At 76.1% G+C, this 24,357-nt stretch carries 20 protein-coding genes; 9 read left to right on the top strand and 11 right to left on the bottom strand.

Annotated features, from left to right (window positions below; genetic code table 11):
- The first annotated feature begins 7 nt into the window (after positions 1–7).
- Entirely contained in the window at positions 8–2,473 is a 2,466-nt protein-coding gene (locus tag IF06_RS0115945; RefSeq protein ID WP_030271898.1) for a transglutaminase TgpA family protein, read from the top strand.
- Positions 2,474–3,274: 801 nt separating this feature from the next.
- Here IF06_RS0115945 and IF06_RS0115940 read toward each other — a convergent pair.
- From IF06_RS0115940 to IF06_RS0115900, 9 genes are all read right to left on the bottom strand, one after another.
- Positions 3,275–3,676, bottom strand: a complete 402-nt coding sequence (locus tag IF06_RS0115940; protein ID WP_013287618.1) for a DUF3040 domain-containing protein — start codon at positions 3,674–3,676, stop codon at positions 3,275–3,277.
- Between the two features lie 115 nt (positions 3,677–3,791).
- The gene (locus IF06_RS0115935; RefSeq protein ID WP_013287619.1) at positions 3,792–5,051 is read right to left on the bottom strand and encodes a DNA polymerase IV; all 1,260 of its coding nucleotides are present in this window, start codon (positions 5,049–5,051) and stop codon (positions 3,792–3,794) included.
- Positions 5,052–5,153: 102 nt separating this feature from the next.
- On the bottom strand, positions 5,154–6,365 hold the full coding sequence (locus IF06_RS0115930; RefSeq protein ID WP_013287620.1) for an alkaline phosphatase family protein: 1,212 nt from the start codon (positions 6,363–6,365) through the stop codon (positions 5,154–5,156).
- Positions 6,362–7,093 (bottom strand): methyltransferase domain-containing protein, encoded by a 732-nt coding sequence (locus tag IF06_RS0115925; protein WP_013287621.1) that lies wholly within the window; start codon positions 7,091–7,093, stop codon positions 6,362–6,364. The genes IF06_RS0115930 and IF06_RS0115925 overlap by 4 nt, the downstream gene beginning before the upstream one ends.
- 31 nt (positions 7,094–7,124) lie before the next feature.
- Entirely contained in the window at positions 7,125–7,304 is a 180-nt protein-coding gene (locus IF06_RS0115920; RefSeq protein ID WP_013287622.1) for a hypothetical protein, read from the bottom strand.
- 96 nt (positions 7,305–7,400) lie between these two features.
- A complete protein-coding gene (locus IF06_RS0115915; protein ID WP_013287623.1) occupies positions 7,401–10,751 on the bottom strand; it encodes an error-prone DNA polymerase in 3,351 nt (1,116 codons plus the stop codon).
- An 18-nt stretch (positions 10,752–10,769) separates the two neighbouring features.
- Positions 10,770–12,443: a DNA polymerase Y family protein gene (locus IF06_RS0115910; protein WP_030271896.1), complete on the bottom strand. Its 1,674-nt coding sequence runs from the start codon at positions 12,441–12,443 to the stop codon at positions 10,770–10,772.
- Positions 12,440–13,201, bottom strand: a complete 762-nt coding sequence (locus tag IF06_RS0115905; protein WP_013287625.1) for a hypothetical protein — start codon at positions 13,199–13,201, stop codon at positions 12,440–12,442. Before IF06_RS0115905 ends, IF06_RS0115910 begins: the two co-directional genes overlap by 4 nt.
- 140 nt (positions 13,202–13,341) lie before the next feature.
- The gene (locus IF06_RS0115900; RefSeq protein WP_013287626.1) at positions 13,342–13,845 is read right to left on the bottom strand and encodes an SAV_6107 family HEPN domain-containing protein; all 504 of its coding nucleotides are present in this window, start codon (positions 13,843–13,845) and stop codon (positions 13,342–13,344) included.
- A gap of 551 nt (positions 13,846–14,396) precedes the next feature.
- Between IF06_RS0115900 and IF06_RS0115895 the strand changes: the two genes are divergently transcribed.
- From IF06_RS0115895 to IF06_RS0115870, 6 genes are all read left to right on the top strand, one after another.
- Complete coding sequence (locus IF06_RS0115895) at positions 14,397–14,885, top strand: YbaK/EbsC family protein (protein WP_013287627.1); 489 nt, start codon at positions 14,397–14,399, stop codon at positions 14,883–14,885.
- Positions 14,882–15,610 (top strand): monooxygenase, encoded by a 729-nt coding sequence (locus IF06_RS0115890; protein WP_013287628.1) that lies wholly within the window; start codon positions 14,882–14,884, stop codon positions 15,608–15,610. The genes IF06_RS0115895 and IF06_RS0115890 overlap by 4 nt, the downstream gene beginning before the upstream one ends.
- On the top strand, positions 15,607–16,161 hold the full coding sequence (locus IF06_RS0115885) for a GNAT family N-acetyltransferase (RefSeq protein ID WP_013287629.1): 555 nt from the start codon (positions 15,607–15,609) through the stop codon (positions 16,159–16,161). Before IF06_RS0115890 ends, IF06_RS0115885 begins: the two co-directional genes overlap by 4 nt.
- Before the next feature lie 178 nt (positions 16,162–16,339).
- Positions 16,340–17,146 (top strand): carotenoid biosynthesis protein, encoded by an 807-nt coding sequence (locus IF06_RS0115880; protein ID WP_030271894.1) that lies wholly within the window; start codon positions 16,340–16,342, stop codon positions 17,144–17,146.
- Complete coding sequence (locus IF06_RS0115875) at positions 17,143–18,270, top strand: glycosyltransferase (protein WP_030271892.1); 1,128 nt, start codon at positions 17,143–17,145, stop codon at positions 18,268–18,270. Before IF06_RS0115880 ends, IF06_RS0115875 begins: the two co-directional genes overlap by 4 nt.
- A 12-nt stretch (positions 18,271–18,282) precedes the next feature.
- Positions 18,283–19,770: a phytoene desaturase family protein gene (locus IF06_RS0115870; protein ID WP_030271890.1), complete on the top strand. Its 1,488-nt coding sequence runs from the start codon at positions 18,283–18,285 to the stop codon at positions 19,768–19,770.
- Between the two features lie 102 nt (positions 19,771–19,872).
- Here IF06_RS0115870 and IF06_RS0115865 read toward each other — a convergent pair whose 3' ends face one another.
- On the bottom strand, positions 19,873–20,562 hold the full coding sequence (locus tag IF06_RS0115865; protein ID WP_013287633.1) for a CDP-alcohol phosphatidyltransferase family protein: 690 nt from the start codon (positions 20,560–20,562) through the stop codon (positions 19,873–19,875).
- Between the two features lie 44 nt (positions 20,563–20,606).
- Entirely contained in the window at positions 20,607–21,524 is a 918-nt protein-coding gene (gene metF / locus IF06_RS0115860; protein WP_013287634.1) for a methylenetetrahydrofolate reductase [NAD(P)H], read from the bottom strand.
- Between the two features lie 226 nt (positions 21,525–21,750).
- Here metF and IF06_RS0115855 point away from each other — a divergent pair, with 226 nt between their 5' ends.
- Positions 21,751–23,199, top strand: coding sequence for a helix-turn-helix domain-containing protein (locus IF06_RS0115855; protein ID WP_030271888.1), 1,449 nt, complete (start codon positions 21,751–21,753; stop codon positions 23,197–23,199).
- 62 nt (positions 23,200–23,261) lie between these two features.
- Positions 23,262–24,344 carry a polyprenyl synthetase family protein gene (locus tag IF06_RS0115850; RefSeq protein ID WP_013287636.1) on the top strand — a complete coding sequence of 361 codons (1,083 nt, stop codon included), beginning with the start codon at positions 23,262–23,264 and terminating at the stop codon, positions 24,342–24,344.
- The last annotated feature ends 13 nt before the right edge of the window (positions 24,345–24,357 follow it).

Below are 24,357 nucleotides of genomic sequence, written 5' to 3'. Positions count from 1 at the left end.
TGGTCCTGTGACCCCGCACCGCAACATCGGGTTCGTCGCCGCGGCGGCGACGCTGCTGGCGGCGGCCCCACTGTCGGCGATCTTCGAACGCTGGACCTGGCTGATCCAGGCCGCCGTCGTGGTCGCCGTGGTGGCCGGCTCGGCCGCGTTGAGCCGGCTGGGCCGGATGCCGCTGTGGGGGCAGGTGCTGGCCATGCTGGCCGGGCTCACCCTGGGCCTGACGTGGGTCTTCCCCGGCGGCACCGAACTGCTCGCGTTCGTACCGACCCCGGCCACGTTCGCCCACTTCGGCGACCTGCTCCAGACGTCGTTGCAGGACATGCGCTCGTACGGCGTGAAGGTGCCGGACGTCGACTCGCTGCTGTTCCTCGCGGTGCTCGGCATCGGCGCGGTCGCTGTGGTGGTGGACGTGCTCGCGGTCGGGTTGCGCCGTCCGGCGCTGGCCGGCCTGCCGATGCTCGCCATCTACTCGGTGCCGGTCGCGGTCTACGTGGACAGCGTCCCGGCCACCCCGTTCGTGGTGGGCGCCGCCGGTTACCTCTGGCTGCTGGTCACCGACAACGTCGACCGGGTACGCCGGTTCGGCCGCCGGTTCACCGGCGAGGGCCGCGACGTGGACGTCTGGGAGGCGTCCCCGCTGGCCGCGGCCGGACGGCGGCTCGCAGTGGTCGGCGTGATCGTGGCGGTGGCGCTGCCGCTCGCAGTGCCCGGGATGACCGGCGGGCTGCTGAACAACGTCGGCGCCGGGCCCGGCGACGGCAGCGGGCGGCCGGGCCAGGGCGGCAGCTCCGGCCGGGTCGACCTGTTCGCGGCGCTCAGCGGCCAGCTCAACCAGAGCGAGGAACTCGATCTGGTCAAGGTCAGCACCAACGAGACGACGCCGTTCTACCTGCGCCTGGGTGTCGTCGACGACCTGCGCCCCAGTGGCTTCCAGGCACGCGTGCCGACCGGGCGGCCGATCACCCGCCCGCTGCCCGACCCCGGGGAACGCGCCCCGCGCGGCGTCGACCAGCAGCGCTACCGCGCCACGGTCGAGGTGACGAAGAACCTGAACATGCCGTTGATGCCGGTCTACGCCGAGCCGGTCAAGACCGACGACCTCAACGGCAACTGGCTGTACGACCCGAACCAGCAGGTCGTCTTCTCCAACCGGGACAACGCCCGCGGCAAGAGCTACTCGTTCGACTACGTACGGTCCACATTCAGCCCGGCGGCGCTGCGCGCGGCCCCGTCGCTGCCCTCGGACAGCCCGGTGATGCGGCAGCAGACCGAGCGGCCGTCCGTCCCGGCCGTCGAGGAACTGGTCGCGCAGCTGGTCAAGGGCAAGTCGAACGACTACGACAAGGTCCGGGCGATCTACGACTACTTCTCCGTGGAGAACGGCTTCACCTACGCGCTGTCCACCCGCAACGGCAGCAGCGGCGAGGACATCACCGACTTCCTCGCCACCAAGGTCGGCTACTGCCAGCAGTACGCCGCGGCGATGGCCTGGCTGGTCCGGGCCGCCGGCATCCCGGCCCGGGTCGCCGTCGGGTTCACCAACGGCAGCAAGGCCGACAGCGGCACGTACGTGCTGACCAACCGCAACCTGCACGCCTGGACCGAGGTCAACTTCAGCGGGATCGGCTGGGTGCCGTTCGACGCCACCCCGGCGGCGGCCGTGACGGGCTCGGTCCGCTCGGCCTGGGCGCCGGACATCGACGCCCCCGAGGAGGTCACCCCCTCGACCGGCAGCACCAGCGCTCCCGACGCGGCCGGCCCGTCGGCCGGGCCGAACGAGGCGGACCGGCTCGACAAGGACACCGACCAGGGCCTGACGCTGAACCAGGGCGGCCCGGCCGAGGAGAGCCCGGTCTGGCCGTGGTGGCTGGCCGGTGCGCTGGCGCTGCTGGCGCTGCTCGCCGTACCGGCCCTGCGCCGCTCCGCCCTGCGCCGCCGCCGGCGCGTCCGGGCGGTCACGCCCGCGGCCACCGCGCTGCCGGTGCCGGGCCAGCGCGGCGAACCACGGCAGGTCGTCGTCGGTGTGGACGCCGAGGCGGCCCGCGCCGACGCGCACGCCGCCTGGGACGAACTGCTCGACACGCTCGTCGACTTCCACGTCCGGGTGGACCGCACGGAGACCCCACGGGCCACCGCCGAGCGGCTGGCCCGGGAGGCGCTCGCCGAGAGGGGGGACGCCGCAACGGGGGTACGCCTGCTCGGCCGCGCCGAGGAACGAGCCCGTTACGCCCGTGACCCGCTGACCGACACGGAGTTGCAGCCGGCGCTGCGTACGGTCCGGGGCGCGCTGGCGGCGGGCGCGGACCGCCGTACCCGGCTGCTGGCCGCGCTGCTGCCCCCGTCGGTGCTGCAGCGTTGGCGTACCGGCCTGGCCGAGCGGTCGGCGAGGGTGGTCACCACGAGCGGCCAGATTCGGCAGCGCATGTCGCGCTGGAGCCCGCGCCGCCTCCTGGCCCACCGCCCCGCCCGCTGACCCCCGCCCGCCCACCTCTCCCTGCCCTCCCCTCCCCTCCCCGTCCCGCCCACCCCCACGGCGTTGATCAAGGAGTTTGTGTCCAAATCCAGCCCTGCTGAAGACACAAACTCCTTGATCACCGTTTCTGGGCCGGATGCGCCCGAGATCTTGGTACGAAATGGCCCCCATAGGGGCGCTTTCCTTCCAAGATCTACGGCGGCTCCCGGGATACGGGAAGCGCATCCCGCCTGCCGGGCGAGCAGGGCTGATCAGGTGAGCTGGACACCCGCCCCACCTCGGCGATCTTGCAGTTTGTGCCCGGGTGAACGGGACATTCTGAGCACCGCTCTGGCCGAAAGTGCAAGATCGCGGGTGAGGGCGGGTGTGCGCCTGCTGGTGAGCGGCGGGGAGGTGCTCGCCGTGCGCTGAGGCGGGGAGGCTTGGGCATGAGGGGGTGAGCTGCTCTGCCGCGACCCGGGCGCGGTGCACACGCTGACGTGGCGGGGCGATCCGGCGCGGTGCACACGCTCACGTGCGGCGCGAACCGGGCGCGGTGCACACGCTCACGTGCGGGGCGATCCGGGCACCATGTGCTGACGGAGGCGCCGGCGGTGTGCAGAGGAGGCGGACCGCCGGGGGCGCGCCGAGCGGCGGTCCGGACGGTGAGTGGCGGACGGTGGGACCGATTGCGGGCACGGTTGAGCGCGGGCTCTCGCCCGCGTTGCCACGGCGACCGGCAGCAGGTCACCCCGGCGGCGCTTGCCGGCCTGTTACGGAGGCGCCGCCGGTTTCCCGCCCCGGGTCAGGGGCGGGACGCGGTCAGCGGTGGCCCTCCGGGCGCTGCCGCCAGCGGTCCTCCATCCGGTCGAGGAAGGAGCCCCGGCGACCACCACCACTGCGGCCACGGGGACGACGCCGGCTCGTTGTGCCGCCGACCACGTGCAGGTCGGGCGACTGGGATCGGCGGTGCGACTGCACCGCGTAGCCCAACGAGCCCAGCATGACGACGAAACCCGCCACGGCCACCGCGGGAATCTTGATCACGGCACCGTAGATCAACAGGGCCAGACCAGCGACGACCACGCCGGCAGCGACGAGCACGCGACGCCGCGCGTGGAAACGCGGGTCGCTGGCGCGCACGGCCGAGGCGAACTTGGGGTCCTCGGCAAGCGACCGCTCGATCTGCTCGAACAGCCGCTGCTCGTGCTCCGAGAGCGGCACGGCACTCCTCCCCGGTCACGTTGGTCGGCCCGGGCGGGCCGACAGACCGTGGCAGCCAACCGGCTGCTTACCCGCAAGTCTACGAGGGCCCCCGCGCGTCGGAAAGCGGGACGACCTACGGCCGGGTCGGTTTTTCGACTTGTCGTGTATCACGACGGCCGAGAAGACTGGCCGGACCTATGACGGACCGCCCGAATCGGGCAGCCGCCGCATCGGCCGCCGCCTCCGCCTCGCGCCAGCCGCGCTCGGGCGCACCCAGGGTGAGCTGCTGCGGGGTCTCCCCTGCGGGGGCGAGACCTTCCATCCGGACCCCGACCAGCCGAACCGGCTCGCCGGGGGCCAGCGCGCCCCACAGCGCCCAGGCCGTGTCGAACATCTCCCGGGCGGTGTCGGTGGGCACGGCGAGCGTGCGGGAGCGGCTGATCGTCCGGAAGTCGGCGAAGCGGACCTTGAGCGACACGGTACGGCCCACCTGCCCGGCCGCCCGCAGCCGAGCGCCGGCCTTGTCGGCGAGCGCGAGCAGGGACCGCCGGATCTCGTCCGGGTCGCTCACGTCGGTGTCGAACGTGACCTCCGCGCCGATCGACTTCTCCACCTGCTCGGGCGTGACCCCGCGCGGGTCACGCCCCCAGGCCAGCTCGTGCAGGTGGGCGGCGGACGCCTCGCCCACCGCCCGGCGCAGCAGGCCGGCCGGTGCCTCGGCGAGGTCGCGTACGGTGCGCAGACCGAGGCGGCGCAGCGCGTCCGCGGAACGCTCCCCCACGCCCCACAGGGCGGACACCGGCAGCGGGTGCAGGAACTCCAGCACCCGGGCGGCCGGGACCACGAGCAGGCCGTCGGGCTTGGCCCGGGTGGAGCCGAGCTTCGCCACGAACTTGCTCGGCCCCACGCCCACCGAACAGGTCAGCCGCTGTTCCTCGGCGACCCGGCGGCGGATCAGCGCGGCGATGTCGGCGGGCCGACCGAACAGCCGTCGGGCGCCCGCCACGTCGAGGAACGCCTCGTCCAGAGACAGCGGCTCGACCAGCGGCGTGACGTCCCGGAAGATCCGCATGACCGCCCGGGACGCCTCGGTGTAGGCGGTGAAGTCGGGCGGGAGGTAGACCGCGCCGGGGCAGAGCGCCCGGGCGCGGGCGGTGGGCATCGCGCTGCGGACGCCGTACCGCCGGGCCTCGTAGCTGGCGGAGCTGACCACGCCGCGCGGGCCGACGCCACCCACCACGACCGGCCGGCCGCGCAGCTCGGGGCGGCGGCGCACCTCCACGGAGGCGTAGAACGCGTCCATGTCGACGTGCAGGATGGTGCAGCCGGTGTCGTCGGCGTCCGGCCCGAAGCGGGGGTCACCGCCTCGGGGCAACGACTGGCTGCGGCCCATGCCAGCAGGCTAGCCCGCCGGTCCGACAACCCCACCGCCCGCCGACCCCGCACGAGGCGGGGCCGACCCGGACCCGCGGCCACCAGCACGGACGAACCGGGATCAGCCCCGGACCACCAGCAGCGGGACCGTCATCTCGGCGGCGGTGTCCGCACCGTGGTACGCCACCAGCCGCGACGCCATCGGCGGTTCGGAGCGGGTGGCGACCACCGCGTACGTGTCCCGGCAGACCACCACCACGTCGCCGATCCGGGTCAGGTGTGCCTCGGGCACCGGCCCGAACCAGCCGGTCGCCATCGCCTCGGCCCGGGTCAGCACCTGCGCGGCCGGGCCCAGCACCTCGGCCCAGGCGGCCACCACGTCGGCCTCGGCGCCCGGCTCGACGTGCAGGTAGCGGACCCGGGGCTCACCGGCGACCACCCGTACCCCGGCGCGCAGCCGGGGGTCGGTGTCCAGGTCGATCCGGTGCCCGGCGGGCACGTCGAGCTGGCCGTGGTCGGCGGTGACCAGCAGCGCGGCGTCCGGCGGCAGCCCGTCGACGAGCCGGGCCAGCAGTACGTCCACCTCGGCGGCGGCGGTCCGCCAGGGCGCGGAGTCGACGCCGCTGAGGTGCCCGTGCCGGTCCAGGTCGGGGTGGTAGCCGGAGACGAGCGCGGGCCCGTCCCCGGCGGCCAGCGCCGCCAGCATCCGGGCGGCGAGCGCGTCAACGCCTGCCGCACCCCGGTAGTCGCCGCCCCGGTTGGCGGCGAGCGTCAGGCCGCTGCCGGCGAACTCGGGACGGCTGACCACAGTCACCGCGACCCCGGCGGCGCGCGCCCGCTGGTACCAGGTGGGCACCGGCTGCCAGCTCGCCGGGTCCGGGTCGCCGGTCCAGTCGACGTGGTTGAGCACCCGATCGGTGCCGGGCACCCGGACCGTGAAGCCGAGCACGCCGTGCGCGCCCGACGGGGTGCCGGTGCCGAGGCTGACCAGGCTGGTCGGGGTGGTGGACGGGAAGCCGGTGGTGAGCGGCCGGCCGACGGTGGCGGCCAGGCCGGCGAGCGTCGGGGCGTACGGGGCGGCGGTGGGGATCTGGTACCAGCCGAGGCCGTCGACGAGCAGCACCGCGATCCGGCGTACCCCGGCCAGGCGCGGGGCCAGGCCGAGCCGGTCGGCGGCGCCCGGTACGCCGAGCAGCGCCAGCGCGCTGGGCAGCACGTCGATCATGCTGCCGCCGTCGTAGCGCGGCGCCACCCGGTCGAGCGGACCGGGCGTCGGGCCGGGCGTCGGGCCGGGCGTCGGACCGGGCGTCGGATCGGGAGCCGGACCGGTCATGCCGGGCGGCGGGCGAACAGGTGCAACTGGGCGGCGAGATCGCGGTACGGGGACCGGGCGGCGAGGGCGCGCTCCAGCTCCACCAGTGCGGTCTGCTGGCCGTCGGCCACCGCGGCCGGGAGCAGGTCGGCGAGCACCCGTACCCCGTGGATCTCCTCCACGACGAGGCCGGCGGCGGTGAGCAGCGCGCTCGCGTCGGCGGCGTCGTAGCGGCGGCGCAGCGTGTCCCGGCCGCCGGTGGTGCCGTGCGGGTCGGCGGCGAGCGCGGCGGCGGCGTCCAGTTGCCCGTTCATCGCCCGGCCGAACACGGCGGCGGCCCGGCCGGCGACCAGCACACTCGCCGCGCCATCCGGGCGCAACGCGGTGACCAGCGCGGACATCACCGGTTCCGGGTCGTCGACCACCTCGAGGACGGAGTGGCAGAGCACCAGGTCCACGGTGGCCGGCTCGACCAGGCCGGTGAGCGCGTCGGCGTCGCCCTGCGTCGCGCGTACCCGATCGGCGACCCCGGCCTCGGCGGCCCGGCGGGTCAGCGCGGCGAGCGCGTCGGGGCTGGCGTCGACCACTGTGACCCGGTGACCGGCCTCGGCGAGCGGGACGGCGAAGCCGCCGGTCCCGCCGCCGACGTCGAGCACGGAGAGTCGTTCGCCGGCCCGCCGGTCCAGCTCGGCCCGGAGCACCGACCAGATGACGGCGGTGCGGGGGGTGAGGGTTCGGATCTGCTCCACGCGCCGAGCCTAGTCACCCCCCGGCCCGGGTTCAGGACTCGCCGCCGCCGGCGGGGTCGTCCTCGGCGCGGGAACGCTGGTGGTTGGCCACCGGGCCGTCGGTCACCTGGTATTCCCGCGGCTCGGCCTCGTGGGTGGGCGCCCAGTCGGCACCGAGGCGGGTCCGTCGGGCGTTCGCCACGCCACCGGCGTTCGTGCGGTGAAAGGTCATCGGTTCATCCCCCATACCCCGGGTGGGCCACTCTGCCCACCCGCGTCGGGAGTCTCCCGCCTCCGGCTCGGAGAAACCGTAATGTGGATCACTCCATCAACGGAAATCCCTGGATGCCGGTGTGACGGGGGGCTCGATCGCGTCCAGCCGGTCCGCGGTGAGGTTCGTGACGCCCTCGTGCCGCTGCAGCCGGCCCCGCACCACAAGTGCTCCGCTGGTGCGGGCGATTCGACGGTATCTCTGCCACAACCCCGGGGAGCAAGTGACATTGAGCATCCCGGTCTCGTCCTCCAGGTTGAGGAACGTGACGCCGCCGGCGGTCGCCGGGCGCTGCCGGTGGGTGACGATCCCGCCGACCCGGATCCGCTGTCCGGGTGGCACCTGGCCGAGGCGGGCGATCGGCACCGCGCCCAGTTCGTCGAGGCGGTCCCGGATGAACCGGGCCGGGTGGCTCTCCGGGGACAGGCCGGTGGCCCAGACGTCGGCGACCAGGCGGTCCACCGCGGCCATGCCGGGCAGGGTGGGCGGGTCCGCGCCGGTCACCGTGCCGGGCAGCCGGCCGGGCCGGTCCTGGGCCGCCGCGCCGGCGGCCCAGAGGGCCTGCCGCCGGGTCAGCCCGAAACAGGCGAACGCGTCGGCGGTGGCCAGCGCCTCCAGCTGCGCGGCGGTGAGACCGACGCGGCGGGCCAGGTCCGGCATGTCCCGGTACGGCCCGTGCGCGGCGCGTTCCGCCTCGATCCGCTCGGCCACGTCCTCGCCGAGGGTACGGACGCTGCCCAGCCCGAGCCGTACCGCCGGGCCGCCCAGTCCCCAGGCGTGCGGCGGCTCGCCCGGCACGCTTCCCCACCGGGTCTCCGGGGTGGACTCCAGCACCGCCTTGGCGCCGCTGGCGTTGATGTCCGGCCGGCGTACCTCGACGCCGTGCCGGCGGGCGTCGTCGGCGAGCGTCTGCGGCGAGTAGAAGCCCATCGGCTGGGCGTTCAGCAGCGCGGCCAGGAACGGGCCGGGGTGGTAGCGCTTGAGCCACGAGCTGGCGTACACCAGGTAGGCGAAGCTCATCGCGTGGCTCTCCGGGAAGCCGTAGCTGGCGAACGCGGTGAGCTTGCGGTAGACGTCGTCGGCCAGTTCGCCGGTGATGCCCCGCTCGGCCATCCCGGCGTAGAGCCGGTCGGCGATCTGCGCCATCCGCTCCACCGACCGCTTCGCCCCCATGGCCCGGCGCAACTGGTCGGCGCCGGCCGCGTCGAACCCGGCCAGGTCGATGGCGAGCTGCATGAGCTGCTCCTGGAACAGCGGTACGCCGAGCGTCTTCTCCAGCGCGTTGCGCATCAGCGGGTGCGCGTACGTGACCGGTTCCTGGCCGTTCTTGCGCCTGATGTACGGGTGCACCGAGCCGCCCTGGATCGGGCCGGGCCGGATCAGCGCCACCTCCACCACCAGGTCGTAGAACTCGCGCGGCTTGAGCCGGGGCAGCGTGGCCATCTGGGCGCGGCTCTCCACCTGGAACACGCCCACCGAGTCGGCCCGGCAGAGCATGTCGTAGACCTCGGGGTCGTCCAGCGTCATGTCGCCCAGGTCGAGGCGGGAACCGATCAGGTCGTAGCCGTAGTGCAGCGCCGAGAGCATGCCGAGACCGAGCAGGTCGAACTTGACCAGGCCCACGGCGGCGCAGTCGTCCTTGTCCCACTGGAGCACGCTGCGGCCGGGCATCCGGCCCCACTCCACCGGGCACACCTCGATCACCGGCCGGTCGCAGATCACCATGCCGCCGGAGTGGATGCCCAGGTGCCGGGGGAACGTCTGCAGCTCGTTGGCGTACGCGACCACCTGCTCCGGGATGTCCGCCACGTCGACCGCGGCGACCGAACCCCACCTGTCGATCTGCTTGCTCCAGGCGTCCTGCTGGCCGGGTGAGAAGCCGAACGCCTTCGCCACGTCCCGCACCGCCGACCGGGGCCGGTACGAGATGACGTTGGCGACCTGGGCGGTGTGTTCCCGGCCGTAGCGGGCGTAGACGTGCTGGATCACCTCCTCCCGGCGGTCGGACTCGATGTCCACGTCGATGTCGGGCGGGCCGTCGCGTTCCGGGGCGAGGAACCGTTCGAACAGCAGCCGGTGCCGGACCGCGTCCACGTTGGTGATGCGCAGCGCGTAGCAGACCGCCGAGTTGGCCGCCGAGCCCCGGCCCTGGCAGTAGATGTCCTGCGCGCGGCAGAACGCGACGATGTCGTAGACCACCAGGAAGTAGCCGGGGAAACCGAGGTCTTCGATCATCCGCAGCTCGTGTTCGAGCTGCGCGTACGCCTCCGGATGCGCCTCGGGCGGGCCGTAGCGCTCGCGGGCGCCGTCCATGGTCAGCCGGCGCAGCCAGCTCATCTCGGTGTGCCCGGGCGGCACCGGGTACGCCGGCAGCCTCGGCGCCACGAGCTGAAGGTCGAAGGCGAGTTCCGCGCCGTACTCGGCGGCCCGCGCCACAGCGCCCGGGTACGCGGCGAACCGCGCCGCCATCTCCGCGCCGCTGCGCAGGTGGGCGGTGGCCGCGGCGGGCAGCCAGCCGTCGATCTCGTCGAGGCTGCGCCGGGCCCGGACCGCCGCCACGGTGGTGGCCAGCCGACGCCGTCCCGGGGTGGCGTAGTGCACGTTGTTCGTGGCGACGGTGGGCAGCCCGGCCGCGGCGGCCAGGTCGGCGAGCGCGTCGTTGCGGTCGGCGTCGACCGGATGGCCGTGGTCGGTCAGCTCCACCGCCACCGTCTCCGCGCCGAACAGCGCGGTGAGCCGGTCCAGTTCCCGGGCCGCCGCGTCGACGCCCTCGGTGAGCAGCGCCGCGGGCACGTGCCCCTTGCGGCAGCCGGTGAGCACCAGCACGTGGTCGCGCAGCTCGGCGGCGAGTTCCTCCAGCTCGCCGTAGACCGGGCGGCCCTTCTCCCCGCCGCGCAGCTGGGCCCGGGAGATGGTGGCGGCCAGGCGCGCGTACCCCTCGTGGCCGTGCGCGAGCACCAGCAGGTGCCGGCCGAGCGGGTCGGGTTCGCCGTTCTGCGGGCCGGGCAGCCCGAGGGACAGCTCCGCGCCGAAGATCGTCGGCAGCCGCAGCGCGCGGGCCGCCTCGGCGAAGCGCACCACGCCGTAGAAGCCGTCGTGGTCGGTGACGGCGAGGGCGGTGAGCCCGAGCCGGGCCGCCTCCTCGGCCAGTTCCTCCGGGTGGCTGGCCCCGTCGAGGAAGCTGAAGTTGGAGTGCGCGTGCAGCTCCGCGTAGGGCACCACGCCGTCCGGGCGGGCCAGCTCCGGCGGCCGGTACTCCTGGCGCTTGCGGCTCCAGGCCGGTGAGTCGCCGCCGTCGGCGTCGACCGCGAGCGGGTCGACCACGTGCAGGTGCCGCTCGCCCCCGGCCCGGCCGGAGAGCACCTGCTCCAGCTTCGACCAGGGCATCTTCGGGTTGTGGAAGCTCACCCCGCGCTCCCCCGGCGCTCAGTCATAGATCGCCTCCACCAGCCACTGCCCGCCCTCGACCGCGAGCAGCAGGGCGGCGCCGTCGGCCAGGCTCACCTGGAACCGGGCCCGGCGGCGCGCCTCGGCCGGCGCCCACCAGCGTTCGTCCACCGGCCACGGGCCGGCCCACCCGGTGATCTCGGCCGGGCGGCCGTCGCCGACTGTGAGCCGGGCCGGCGCCGCGCTGACCGCCAGCCGGGCGCTCACCACGACCGGCTCCCCGGCGGCGTCACGCACGTCGGCCGGCAACGGGGTGGGCAGCACCACGGCCGGCGACGGTGGCGGAATCCGCCCCGGCCACGGCGGCTCGGCCACCGCCCGGCCCCGCCCGGCCCGTCGCCCCGCACCACCCCCGGCGGGTACGACGACAGGGGCGGACACGGCACCCGGAGCGGCCCCGGCGGGCGGCAGGGGTGGCGGGCCGGGACGTGCGGGCGCCCGCTCGTCGCCCCACGGGACCAGGCGCACCTGGTCGGCCGGGGACCGCCCGCCGCCGAGCACGGCGGTGACCACCGCCTCGGGGCCGAGGATGCCCTGCACCCGGCTGAGCGCCCGGTGCGCCCGCTCCCGCTCCTCACCGGTCTCCCCCCACAGCCCGGGTTGCAGGCCCGCCTGGGCGAGCACCCCGTCCGGCACCAGTCGCAACCGGACGATCCCGGCGGTGGGCCGGGCCGGACGCGTCCCGCCCCGGCCGTTGCTGCCGGAGAGCCAGCCGTCGAGCTGCCAGCGGACCCGGTCGGCGATGGCCGCGGCGGTGAGCAGGCCGTCGTGCCGCCAGACCCGGTGCAGCTCCTGGCCGTGGGCGGTGACCGCCTCGATGCCGAGGCGGGTGCAGGCCAGCCCGTACCCGGCCAGCCGTTCGTGCAGCCGCTCGGCGAGCATGCGGGCGGCGAACGCGGCGGCGTCGACCCGGTCGACCGGCTCGTCGTAGTCGGCGGTGACGGTCAGGTCGGCGGGCGGCTGCCGGACCGCCAGCGGACGGTCGTCCCGGCCACCGGCGAGCCGGTGCGCCAGCGCCCCGTCGAAACCGAACCGGGCAAGCACGTCCCCGGCCGGCAGCGCCGCGAACTCGCCGAGGGTACGGACGCCGAGCCGGCGCAGCAGGTCGGCCAGCGCGGGCCGGCCGAGCGCCTCGACCGGCCGGGCGGCCAGGAACTCGCGGGTGCCGCCGGGGGCCACGATCCGGCCCTCCCGGGCGGCCAGCCCGGCCGCGAACACCCCGTCGGCGATGCCGGCCTGGCTCTCCACCGCGCAGCTCTGCGCGACGTGCTCCACGATCCGCTCGGCCGCCGCCTCCTCACCGCCGAGGTAGCGGCTCGGCCCCCGGGCCGCCGTCGCGCAGGCGCCGGGCCGGATCACCTCGACGCCGGCGACCACCTCCTCCACGGCGGCCACCACCGGCTCGAACGCCCGCACATCCCGGCCGGGGTCGTGGTCGACCACGGTGAGGTGCGGGCAGCGCCCCTGCGCCTCGCGGCGGCGCAGCCCGCGCCGGATGCCCTCGGCGCGGGCCCGCTCGGAGCAGGCGATCACCCGGTTGGCGTGCAGCACCACGACCGGGTCGGTGGCGGGCACCCCGTCGACGATCTCGGCGGCGAGGACCGGCCAGTCCGGGCACCAGAGCAGCAGCGTCCGCTGCGGTACGCCGCTCACGCCGGACCGGCCGCGGCGAGCGTACGGGCGGGTGGGGCGACCACGCGCAGCCGGCGCGACGGCGCGGCGGACGGGGCGCCGAGCCCGGCCGAGCGGGGGATCACCCGGGTCAGCTCGTCGCCGGGCAGCCACACCTTGATCTCCTTGGGACGGGCGGCGGCGCCCCGGCCCCGGGCCGAGACGGTCACCTCGCGGCGGCGCAGCCGCCCGCGACCGGCGCCGAGCCCCTGCCAGACGCCCCGGACCACCTGGAGTGTGACGTCCGCGCCGTCCCACCGCCCGTACGGGACGAGCACGCTTCCGCGCTGCCGGGCGCGGGCGGCCAGCCGGGTGGCGACCGAGGCGGAGACGGTGGCCGGCACGGCGGTGACCACCACGTCGACCCCGTCGATGAGCGCGGCGACCACCGTGGGCCACTCCGGGCCGGGGTCGGGCACCAGGGCCAGCCGGTCCAGGGCGATGCCCGCCTCGGCTGCGGCGCCCGCCCCGAATGTGGGTACACCGACCACCGCGCACCACGAGCCGGCCCGGGACGCCTCGGCGAGCAGCGCGAGGATCAGCGAGGTGGCGCCGCTGCGCCGGGGCTGGCCGGCGCCGACCGCCACGGTGCTGCCACGCCGCAGACCGCGGTTGGGCAGCAGCCCGGTCAGCTCGGCCCGGACGGGCAGCACCCGGTGACCGCCGGCCGGGTCGGGCGCGCTCGCCGGACGGACCAGATCGGCCAGGGCGGCGGAACCGACCACCATGCGGCCCGCCATCGGACCAACCCCCCGTCGTGTTTCGCCACGGGCCTCGCCCGTGGATGGTGCTGTGGATCGTGTCGTGCGCGGCACGCGTGTGCCGTGGGTGCGGCGCCCGGCCACCCGGGGTCCCGCCGGTGGTGGCCGGGCGCCACGAATCAGGCGGCGGCTGCTCCGGGCCGGGGCGGTGAGTCGGAGGCGCCGAGCCGCAGCGGGCGGGGCAGGCCGTCGAGTGCCGGCTGGTGCGCCAGGCCGAGGGCGGTCTCCACCACCGTCACGAACTCCTCGGCGGCGCGCAGCAGGTCGTCGGCCTCCCGGGCGGTGACCACGCGGGGGATGCCGGCCTCGGCGGCAGCCCGCTTGCTCGCGCCGGCGGCGAAGTAGGCAGCCCACTCGTCCAGCTCGGGGGCGACGGTGGCGAGCAGCACCCAGACGCTGGTGATCCGGTGCCGGCGGGTGGGCGCGGGACGGGCCCGGGCGGCGAGCACGGCGGCGGCGGCGCGCAGCGCCGCCAGGTGGGCGGCGGCGTACCGGAGGCCGTCGGGGCGGGTGCGGGCGGCCTCGGCCAGCCCGTCGCGGGCCACCGCGAGCAACTGGGCGGGGGTGCGGTGCGGCAGCACGTGCGCGGGCACCGTGGGCGCCTGGGCCGGACTGATCGGCATGGGTCTCTCCTCCGCGTGTGGCCGGGGCGGGCGGTCGCGCGACGGGGAACGTCGCCCGGTCGCCCGGAGCGGTCGGTGCGGAGGAAGACGCACCTTTCAGGTGGCGGCCGGCCGGATGTGGACGCTTCCCCACACCCACACCCACACCCGGCCGGCGTGCCGGCGGGTCCGTCGCCCGCCGCCCGGGGGTCGTGGGCGGCGGGCGACGACCTGCCTGACGGGCCCGGACTCGCGACTGTCCGAGACCCGGTGCGGCCCGCGGTGCCGCACCTCCCGGAAGCCGGTGCCGCGAAACACCGCTTCCGGAGCGTTCGACGAGTGCGCGACCGGCTCGGATCAGGCCGGGCCAGCCGGGGAGCTGAGCCGCTTGCCGTTCGGGTCGAACCGAACGTCGAGCGAACCTGACTTCGAGCCGGAATCGAACACTCGTTCTAACTACCCTGACAGTACACCTCCCCACCGACGAAAACGCAACGTGTGACGCGCCGGGGACGCACGGGAGGGCGACGGCCCCCGGCGAGGCCATCCCGGGGTGGGGGAAGAATGGGTACATGCAGCCACACCCGAACGTGCAGGCGGTGCAGCGCGCGCTCGACGACGCGGGCGCGCGGAACGGATCGGGCGAGGCCAGCCTCGTCCGACTGCTGCCCGACGCGGTGCACACCGCCGCCGCGGCGGCCGAGGCGCTCGGTGTCGCCGTCGGCGCCATCGCCAACTCGCTGATCTTCGACGCGGACGACGCGCCGCTGCTGGTGCTCACCTCCGGCGCGCACCGGGTGGACACCGCCGGGCTGGCCGCCACGCTGGGCGTGACCCACCTGCGCCGGGCCACCCCGGAGTTCGTCAAGCAGCACACCGGGCAGGTGATCGGCGGCGTCGCACCGGTCGGCCACCCCGCTCCGCTGCGCACCGTCGTGGACACCGCACTGGCCGGGTACGACGAGGTGTGGGCCGCAGGCGGCGTACCCCGGGCGGTGTTCCCCACCACGTACGCGGAACTGCTGCGGATCACCGCCGGCACCCCGGCCGAGGTGGCGTGAACCCCGGACTCGTCACGCTGCACGTGTGGCGTGTGCCCCGCCGGGCCGTACCCGGTGTGCTGGGCCGGATGGCCACCCACCCGGCACGGCTGCGCCGGCTGCCGGGCGTCCGCTTCGCCAAACTGCTCGGCACCGGGACCGGCACCGGCTTCGGCCCCGGCGACGCCGACCTGACCCGGTGGGCCGCACTCGTGGTCTGGGACTCCCCCGCCGACGCGGCCGGCTTCGACGCCTCCCCGGTCGCCCGCTCCTGGGCCCGGATCGCCCGCGCCGCGGTACGGGTGGACCTGCGCCCGCTGACCAGCCGCGGCCGGTGGTCCGGCCGCGAGCCGTTCGGCACGCCGTCCGGCGGACGGGTCACCGGGCCGGTGCTGGCGCTGACCCGGGCCCGGCTGCGGGCCCGCCGCGCGGCCACGTTCTGGCGGGCGATCCCGCCGGTCGCCGGCGCCCTGCACGCCGCGCCCGGCCTGCTCGCCCGGTTCGGCGTCGGCGAGGCACCGCTGGGCTGGCAGGGCACTGTGAGCGTGTGGCGCGACCCGGCGGACCTGGTCGCGTTCGCGTACCGTTCCCCGGAGCACCGCGCCGCGATCACCCGTACCCCCACCGAGGGCTGGTACGCGGAGGAACTGTTCGCGCGGTTCGCGGTGGGCGACGTGGTCGGCGACCGTACGGTGCTGGGCTGGGCCGCCGAGGGCGCCCCGGAGACGGCGAGAGGGCACGCATGAGGCTGGTGCGGTGGACACCGGACGACCTGGTCCGGCGGCTGGACGACGTGGTGGCCGTCTACGGCGAGGCGATGGGCTACCGGCCCGACCTGCTGGAGGCCCGCCGCGGCTACATCGCCACCCACGTCCGCCGGCCCGGCTTCCGCGCCGTCGCCAGCCTGACCAACGAGGGACACCTGGCCGGTTTCGGGTACGGCTACCGGGGCGCCACCGGGCAGTGGTGGCACGACCAGGTGCACCGGGCGCTGAACGCGCAGGCCCGGCAGCGCTGGCTGGCCCACCCGTTCGAGGTGGTGGAGCTGCACGTCCGCCCGCCCGCGCAGGGGCACGGCCTGGGGGCCCGCCAGTTGCGCGCGCTGCTCGCCGTGGCCGAGGGCGACACCACGCTGCTGTCCACGCCGGAGGCCGACGAGGAGAAGTCCCGGGCCTGGCGGCTGTACCGCCGGTTCGGCTTCGTCGACGTCCTGCGCCACTTCCACTTCCCCGGCGACGAGCGGCCGTTCGGCGTGCTCGGCCGGGACCTGCCGCTGCCCCCGCCGGATGCCCCGTGAGCGCGAGGAGTGAGCCGGGTTTGCGGGCCCCGCAGTCGCGAACGAAAGGGCGACACCGTGAGCGCGAGGAGTGAGCCGGGTTTGCGAGCCCCGCAGTCGCGAACGAAAGGGCGACACCGTGAGCGCGAGGAGTGAGCCGGGTTTGCGAGCCCCGCAGTCGCGAACGAAAGGCGGCACAGTGAAAGCCGCCCGGCTGCCCTGGGCGCTGCTGGCCGTGCTGGTGCTCGCCCAGATCTGCTACCCGCTCACCGGCGGCGCGACCCGGGCCGGGCTCACGGTGGCCACCGTGGTCCTCGGCTGGCTGCTCTCGGTCGGCCACGCGCTGCTCACCCGCGGCGTCCGTACCGCCGTCGCGCTGGTCGCGGTCGTCACCGGCGGCGGGTTCGCGGTCGAGGCGATCGGCGTGGCCACCGGGTTCCCGTTCGGCAGCTACGACTACTCCGGCGAGCTGGGCCCGAAGCTGGCCGGGGTGCCGCTGATCATCCCGCTCGCCTGGACCTGGATGGCCTGGCCGGCCTGGCTCACCGCAGTCCGGCTGGTCCGTTCCCGCATCGCGCGGATCGCGCTCTCGGCGGTCGGACTGGCCGCCTGGGACCTGTTCCTCGACCCGCAGATGGTGGCCGAGGGCTACTGGACCTGGCTCGACGCCACCCCGGCGCTGCCCGGGCTACCCGGCATCCCGGTCAGCAACTACCTCGGCTGGCTGGGCTTCGCGGTGCTGCTCGCAGTCGCGCTGCGCCCGCTCGCCGGGCCGTCGGCGGACCGGGTCGACGGCCGGGACGCCCCGATGTTCGCGCTCTACCTCTGGACGTACGCCTCCAGCGTGCTGGCGCACGCGGTGTTCCTGCGGCTGCCCGCGTCGGCTCTGTGGGGCGCGGCCGGGATGGCGGTGGCGGCGGTGCCGCTGGCGGTGACGCTGTGGCGGGCCCGTCAGGACCGGACCGGCACGCCGGAGCCGGAGCCGCGCGTCGACGCCCCGGCATGATCGCCGCCCTCGCGCTGGCCGTGGCGGTCGCCGCGCTCACCGGGCACACGCTCGTCAACGCGCTCGCCTGGCTGCGCCGCCCGGCCACCGGCCCGGCCGAGGTGGACGAGCCGGTGGCGGTGCTGCTGCCGCTGCGCGACGAGGCCGAACGGGTCACCCCGTGCCTGCGCGCGCTGCTGGCCCAGCGCGGCGTACCGGACCTGCGGATCGTGGTGCTCGACGACGGATCGACCGACGGCACCGCCGACGTGGTCCGCGCGGTGGCCGGTGACGATCCCCGGGTCACGCTGCTCACCGGCGTCGCCCCGCCGCCGGGCTGGCTGGGCAAGCCGCACGCCTGCTGGCAGCTCGCCACCCGTACCGGCCCGGAACCGGCCGTGCTGGCCTTCGTCGACGCCGACGTGGTGCTCACCCCGTACGCGGTGGCGGCGGCCGTGACCGAGTTGCGCGCGGCTGACGCGGCGCTGCTGTCGCCGTACCCCCGGATCGTGGTGCGGACGGCGGGCGACCGGCTGGTGCAGCCGCTGTTGCAGTGGTTGTGGCTCACGTTCCTGCCGCTGCGCGCGATGGAACGCTCGCGGCGGCCCTCCCTCGCGGCGGCGGGCGGGCAGTTCCTGGTCGTGGACCGGGCCGGCTACCTGCGGGCCGGCGGGCACGCGGCGGTGGCCGACAAGGTGCTGGAGGACATCGAGCTGGCCCGGGCGGTGAAGCGGGCCGGCGGGCGGATCGCGCTCGCTGACGGCTCCCGGCTGGCGTCCTGCCGGATGTACGACACCTGGCCGCAGCTGCGCGACGGCTACACCAAGTCGCTGTGGGCGACGTTCGGGCACCCCACGGCGGCGGCGGCCGTGCTGGCGCTGCTGTTCGCGCTCTACGTCGCGCCGCCGCTGCTGGCCGCCGGGGCGCTGCTCGCCGGCGCGCCGGCGGTGGCCGCCGTGGCGTTCCTGGCCTACCTGGCCGGCGTCGCCGGGCGGGTGGTCAGCGCCCGCGCCACCGGCGGGCGGGCGTGGCCCGACGCGCTGGGCCACCCCGTGTCGGTCGTGGTCCTCGGTTGGCTGACCGTCCGGTCGTACCATCTGCGGAAGCGACGCCGGCTCACCTGGCGGGGTCGCCCGGTCACCTAGGAGGGGCACGCCATGGCGCGCATCGTGGTCATCGGCGCCGGGGTGGGCGGGCTCGCCACCGCCGCCCGGCTCGCGGTCACCGGGCACGAGGTCACCGTCCTCGAACGGGCCGGCACGGTCGGGGGCAAGCTCGGCCGGTACGCCCACCACACCCCGGAGGGGGTGTGGCACTTCGACACCGGGCCGAGCCTGTTCACCCTGCCGCAGGTCTTCCACGACCTGTTCGAGGCGACCGGGGCGAAGCTCGACGAATACCTCGACCTGGTCCCGCTGGACCCGATCGTGCGGCACGTCTTCCCCGGCGGCGGGCAGGCGCTCGACTCCTGCGCCGACCCGGACGAGTTCGCCGCCCGGATCGGCGCCGCGTTCGGGGACCGGTCCGCCGCCGACTGGCGCGGGCTGTGGCGGCGCGCCGGCCGGGTGTGGGCGGCCTCGCACCGGGACATCCTGCGCCGTACCGTCGACTCGCCCCGCGACCTGGCGGCGCTGGCCTGGCGGCTGGGCGACCTGGCCGCCATCGGCCCCGGCCGCAGCCTGCGCGGGCTGGGCCGCCGGCACCTGTCCGACCCGCGGATGCGGATGCTGCTGGACCGGTACGCCACGTACACCGGCGCCGACCCGCGCCGCGCCCCGGCCGCGCTCGTCGCCGTCCCCTACGCCGAGCTGGCGTACGGCGGCTGGTACCTGCGCGGCGGGCTGGGCACGCTCGCCGACGCGCTGCTGTCGCGCTGCCTGGACCTGGGCGTGGTGGTGCGCACCGACGCCACCGTCACCCGGATCGACGCCGCGGGCGGGCGGGTGCACGGGGTACGCGTGGCCGGGGCGGCCGCACCGATCCCGGCCGACGTGGTGGTGGCGAACGTGGACGCGCTCACCGTCTACCGGGACCTGCTGCCCGACCCGCGCCGCCTGGCCGCGCTCACCGACCGCAGCCTGGCCGGGTTCGTGCTGCTGCTGGGCGTACGCGGCGACTCCGGGCTGGCCCACCACACCGTCTTCTTCCCCCGCGACTACGACGCCGAGTTCGACGCCGTGTTCGGTGACCCGGGTCGCGGGGTGCGAGCCCGCCCGGCGCCCGACCCGACCGTGTTCGTCACCGCCGCCGACGACCCGGCGGTCCGCCCGGACGGCCACGAGGCGTGGTTCGTGCTGGTCAACGCGCCCCGGCACGGCACCGCCGCGAGCGCCGTGAACTGGCGGCGGCCCGGCCTGGCCGAGGCGTACGCGGACCGGATCCTCGACGTGCTGGCCGAACGCGGTGCCGACGTGCGGGACCGGCTGGTGTTCCGGGAGATCCGCACCCCGGCCGACCTGGACGCGGCCACCGGCGCGCCGGGCGGAGCGATCTACGGCACCGCGGGCGGGCTGCTGCGCCCGGCCAACCGGGGTCCGGCGGCCGGGCTCTGGCTGGTCGGCGGCTCCAGCCACCCGGGCGGCGGGCTGCCCATGGTCACGTTGTCCGCGGAGATCGTCGCCGAGGCGGTCGGCCCGGCCTGGTGAGGGTGTAAGGAGGGGGCCCTTCTTAACGCCTCCGGTAGAGGAAGGGCCCCTTCTTAACACGGGCTGACCGCCGCGCCGGCTACGCGGGCGCGGGCGCGGCGGTCAGCCGGCGTCGACCAGGGCGCGGCGGACGGCGGAGAGCAACTGCCCCAGGCCGAACCCGGCGAGCAGCACCCAGACCGTGGTGGCCATGGTGATGGTGCCGGCGGTCAGGTCGGCGTCGATCAGCCCGGTGAGCCCGGCGACCAGCAGCCCGACCAGCGCGACGCAGACCCGGGTCGGCCGCTCCCCCACAGTCACCGCGCCGATCTCCCGCATCCCGGCCGAGACCGCGCGCGCCCGCACGTACTCGTGCAGCCAGGACAGCCCACCGGCCGCCGCGACCAGCGCGCCCGGCGCGCCGAGCAGCCAGAACGCGACCAGCCAGGCCACCTCGCCGAGCCGGTCGGCGACCGAGTCGTACACGTAGCCCAGGCGCGTCGTCCGGCCGGTCGCCACCGCCACCGCGCCGTCGACGCTGTCGGCCACGGCCGCCAGCAGCACGAACAACGCGCCCAGGAACGGCCCGTTGCCGGGCCGCTCCACGAACAGGGGTACGCAGAAGCAGAGCAGCACCCCGAACACGGTCACCGGGGTCGGGCCGACGCGCAGCCGGCCCAGCACGTAGCCCACGTGGTAGGCGAAGCGCAGCCAGGCGCGCACCACCGGCGCGGCGGTACGCGGATCGAAGCCGCCGTGCAGCCGCGCCCACGCGGTCGCGTACTGGTCCCAGTTCAGCTGTGTGCCCACCACGGATCAACCGTAGAAGCACGGCGCGGGTGTCGTGTGGCGGGTGGTCACACCCGTGCGGCGGCGCGCAGCCGCTGCCACACCTCCCGGGTCGCAGTGGACCGGTTGAGCGTGATGAAGTGGATCCCCGGCACGCCCTCGTCGAGCAGCTTCTCGCACATCTCGCTCGCCTGCTCGACGCCGAGGCGGCGGACCGCCTCCGGGTCGTCGGCCACCTGCTCGAACCGCTCGGCCAGCGCCGGCGGGAACGGCGCGCCGGACAGCTGCACCGAGCGTTCGATGGTGCCGATCTGGGTCACCGGCATCACCCCGGCCAGGATCGGGGTGTCGCAGCCAGCGGCTGCGACCCGGTCGCGCAGGCGCAGGTAGTCGTCGGCGTCGAAGAACATCTGGGTGATCGCGAACTCCGCGCCGGCCCGGCACTTGCGGACGAAGTGCGCGGTGTCGCTGTCCACGTCCGGCGAGCGCGGGTGCTTGTACGGGAACGCGGCCACGCCGACGCTGAAGTCGCCGCTGTCGCGGACCAGCCGGACCAGGCCCTCGGCGTACCGGACGCCCTCGGGGTGGGCGATCCACTCGCCGCCCGGGTCGCCCGGCGGGTCACCCCGCACGGCCAGCACGTTGCGCACCCCGACCGAGGCCAGCCGGCCGATCACGTGCCGCAGCTCGGCCACCGAGTGGTTCACCGCGGTCAGGTGCGCCATCGGCAGCAGCGTCGTCTCGGTGGCGATCCGCTCGGTCACCGCGACAGTGGTGTCGCGGGTCGAGCCGCCCGCGCCGTAGGTGATCGACACGAACGAGGGCCGCAGCGACTCCAGCTCGCGGATGGCCTGCCAGAGCAGTTTCTCCCCGGCCGGGGTCTTCGGCGGGAAGAACTCGAAGGAGAACGTGGGGCGGCCGTCACGGATCAGCTCCCCGATGGCCGGCTGGGGATTGGGAAGGACCGAGGGAAGACCGAGCGCCACAGACCGACTGTAACCGGGACGGCACGCCGCATCGGGAATCTTCCCAGCCCGCGAACACCTGTCCCGGCGCGACGTCGTACCCCGGGGGTAGAAATGCGGCAGCGCGGTGGGGCGGCCGACGGCCGTTCCGGGGGCCCGCGCGGGGGTCGCCACGACGGCGACGCGCCGGCGCCACCACTGGCCGGGCGTCCGCGTCGCCATCCGCGCCGTCGCCCCGGAGGTTCCGATGATCCCGTCCCCGCCGCCGGGCCCGCGCCTGCTCGGGCCGCTGCTGGCCGAGTTGCGGGCCGCCCGTGGCTGGAGCCAGCAGCGGCTGGCCGCCGAGCTGTGCGCCGCCTCCGGCGTGCCCACGCTGACCCGCAACGAGGTGTCCCGCTGGGAGCGCCAGCTGCGGCTTCCCGGCGACTTCTGGTCCGCCTGGCTGGCGACGGTCCTGGGGGTGCCGGGCGAGGTGCTGGCCGGGGCCGCCGCGCGCAGCCGCCGGCTGGGCGTGGCGCCTGCGGTGGTCGACCCGGCCGGGTCCCGGGCCCGGCTGGCCCTGCTCACGCTCGCGTACCGCTGGGCGGCCGACCCGGGCGGCCGCACGCCGGCCGGTCCGTTCGCCGCCGCGCCAACGCCGCTGCCCGGCCGTCCCGGACGGGACGACGAGCACCGGACCGGCCGTCCCGCCCCGCGCATGTCCGTCGCGGACGAGTCCGGGCCGCTCGGCGTCCACGTCCTGCGCGGGCCGGACGACGAGCCCACCGGTTCCGGTCGTGGTCACCCGGCGGACGGGGTGACGCTCGCCACGCTGCGGCGCTGGGACGACATGCTCGGCGGCGGCGACCTCGCCGGGCACGGCGCCCGCCGGCTGCGGCAGGCGGTCCGCGGCTACCGGCGCGCCGGGCCCGCCGGCCGTCGCGCGATGCTGCCCGCGCTCGCCGAGTCGGCGCAGCTCGCCGGGTGGCTGGCCGCCGACGCGGGCGACCTCGGCGGGGGCCTGGTCGCGTACCGGCTGGCGCTGCGGGCGGCGGTGGCCGCCGGGCAGGCGCCGCTGGCCGGGCACGTGCTCGCGTCGGCCAGTCACCTGCTGGCCGACGCCGGCGACCCGGCCGGCGCGCTGGTCCTGGCCCGGATCGGGTACGCCGCCGGCCGTGCCACCGCCTCGCCCGGCCTGCGGGCGCTGCTGCTGCACCGGGTGGCGCTCGCCGCCGCGCTCGCCGGGCGTCCCCGCGCGGCCGGGCAGGCGCTGGCCGGTGCCGATCGGGTCGGCACGCCGGAGCCCGGCCGGGAGCCGCCCTGGCTCTACTGGCTCGACGCGGCCGAACTGGCGGCGATGACCGGGCGCACGCTCGTCGCGCTGGGCCGTCACGCCGCCGCAGTGCCGCTGCTGACGCCGGTGGTGGGCGCGCGGGGCCGCCCGCGCCGGTCGGCCGTGTACGGCGGCTGGCTGGCCCGCGGGCACCTGGGCCTGGGCGCGGTGCCCGAGGCGTGCGCGGTGGCCGGCGAGGCGCTGCTCGACGCGGTCCGGTCCGGATCCCCGCGGGCCGTCGGCCAGCTCACCACGTTCCGTCGCGGCCTGGCGCACGCGCCGCCCGGTCCGGCCACCCGGGGGTACGCGCGACTGGTCACCGCGGCCCGCCCCTACCTGCCGTCCGGCGTGCCGCGCCACCTGCGCGACAGTCCGCGCCGGTGAGCCACGAGGCACGCCGGGGCGGGGGCGCGGCGGGAACGGGTGCGAACCGCTAGCGTCGTGGCGTGACCCACGCTGCTCCCGTATCCCCCGTCGACCGTGCCGGCCTGCGCCAGCGGATCGACAAGGCGCTCACCGAGTTCCTCGCCGGCCAGCGCGGCTGGCTGACCGCCGTCGACGACGGCCTGCTGCCCGTCGCCGAGGCGATCGAGGCGTTCGTGCTGGGCGGCGGCAAGCGGCTGCGTCCGGCGTTCGGCTACTGGGGTTACCGGGGCGCCGGCGGGGTCGACTCCGACCAGGTCGTCGCCACCCTTGCCGCACTGGAGTTCGTGCAGGCCAGCGCGCTGATCCACGATGACCTGATGGACCGGTCGGACACCCGGCGCGGCGAGCCGGCGATGCACAGGCGGTTCGCCGCCCGGCACCGCACGGCCGGCTGGGGCGGCGACGCGGACTCCTTCGGCGACGCCGCGGCGATCCTGCTGGGCGACCTGTGCCTGGTCTGGTCCGACGAGCTGCTGCACTCCTCCGGCCTGCCGCCGGCCACCGTGGCCCGGGCCCGGCCGGTCTTCGACGAGATGCGTACCGAGGTGACCGTCGGGCAGTACCTGGACGTGCTGACCCAGGCCACCGGGGACACCTCGCTGGACCGGGCCGCCAAGGTGGCCCGGTACAAGTCGGCGAAGTACACGGTCGAGCGCCCGCTGCTGCTCGGTGCCGCGCTGGCCGGCGCGCCGCCCGAGGTGCACGCCGCGTACTCGGCGTACGGGCTGCCGCTGGGTGAGGCGTTCCAGCTCCGCGACGACGTGCTGGGGGTGTTCGGCGACCCGGAGCGCACCGGCAAGCCGGCCGGCGACGACCTGCGCGAGGGCAAGCGGACGTACCTGGTGGCGGCCGCACTGGAGGCGCTCGACCCGGCCGGCCGGGAGGCACTGCTGGCCGGTCTCGGCGTACCGGACCTGGACGCGGCCGGGGTGGACCGGCTGCGTGAGCTGATCACGACGAGCGGCGCGCTGGATCGGGCCGAGCGGCACATCACCGCGCTCACCGAGAGCGCCCTGGCCGCGCTCACCGCTGTCGACCTGGACACCGAGGCCCGCCAGGCCCTGGTCGACCTGGCCATCGCCGCCACCCGCCGCCCCGCCTGACCGCCCCCTCGCC

Source organism: Micromonospora globosa (assembly GCF_000717585.1).
Lineage (GTDB): Bacteria > Actinomycetota > Actinomycetes > Mycobacteriales > Micromonosporaceae > Micromonospora > Micromonospora aurantiaca.
Note: the sequence above shows the minus strand (reverse complement) of the source record. Positions and strands in the feature narration are given on the sequence as shown.

What these genes read in the sequence shown, in the direction of transcription:
- IF06_RS0115905 (WP_013287625.1), bottom strand. Translation starts at nt 13,201, where the DNA reads ATGGCGGGCCGCATGGTGGTCGGTTCCGCCGCCCTGGCCGATCTGGTC.
- IF06_RS0115895 (WP_013287627.1), top strand. Translation starts at nt 14,397, where the DNA reads ATGCAGCCACACCCGAACGTGCAGGCGGTGCAGCGCGCGCTCGACGAC.
- IF06_RS0115930 (WP_013287620.1), bottom strand. Translation starts at nt 6,365, where the DNA reads ATGACCGGTCCGGCTCCCGATCCGACGCCCGGTCCGACGCCCGGCCCG.
- IF06_RS0115855 (WP_030271888.1), top strand. Translation starts at nt 21,751, where the DNA reads ATGATCCCGTCCCCGCCGCCGGGCCCGCGCCTGCTCGGGCCGCTGCTG.
- IF06_RS0115900 (WP_013287626.1), bottom strand. Translation starts at nt 13,845, where the DNA reads ATGCCGATCAGTCCGGCCCAGGCGCCCACGGTGCCCGCGCACGTGCTG.
- IF06_RS0115875 (WP_030271892.1), top strand. Translation starts at nt 17,143, where the DNA reads ATGATCGCCGCCCTCGCGCTGGCCGTGGCGGTCGCCGCGCTCACCGGG.
- IF06_RS0115870 (WP_030271890.1), top strand. Translation starts at nt 18,283, where the DNA reads ATGGCGCGCATCGTGGTCATCGGCGCCGGGGTGGGCGGGCTCGCCACC.
- IF06_RS0115885 (WP_013287629.1), top strand. Translation starts at nt 15,607, where the DNA reads ATGAGGCTGGTGCGGTGGACACCGGACGACCTGGTCCGGCGGCTGGAC.
- IF06_RS0115935 (WP_013287619.1), bottom strand. Translation starts at nt 5,051, where the DNA reads ATGGGCCGCAGCCAGTCGTTGCCCCGAGGCGGTGACCCCCGCTTCGGG.
- IF06_RS0115920 (WP_013287622.1), bottom strand. Translation starts at nt 7,304, where the DNA reads ATGACCTTTCACCGCACGAACGCCGGTGGCGTGGCGAACGCCCGACGG.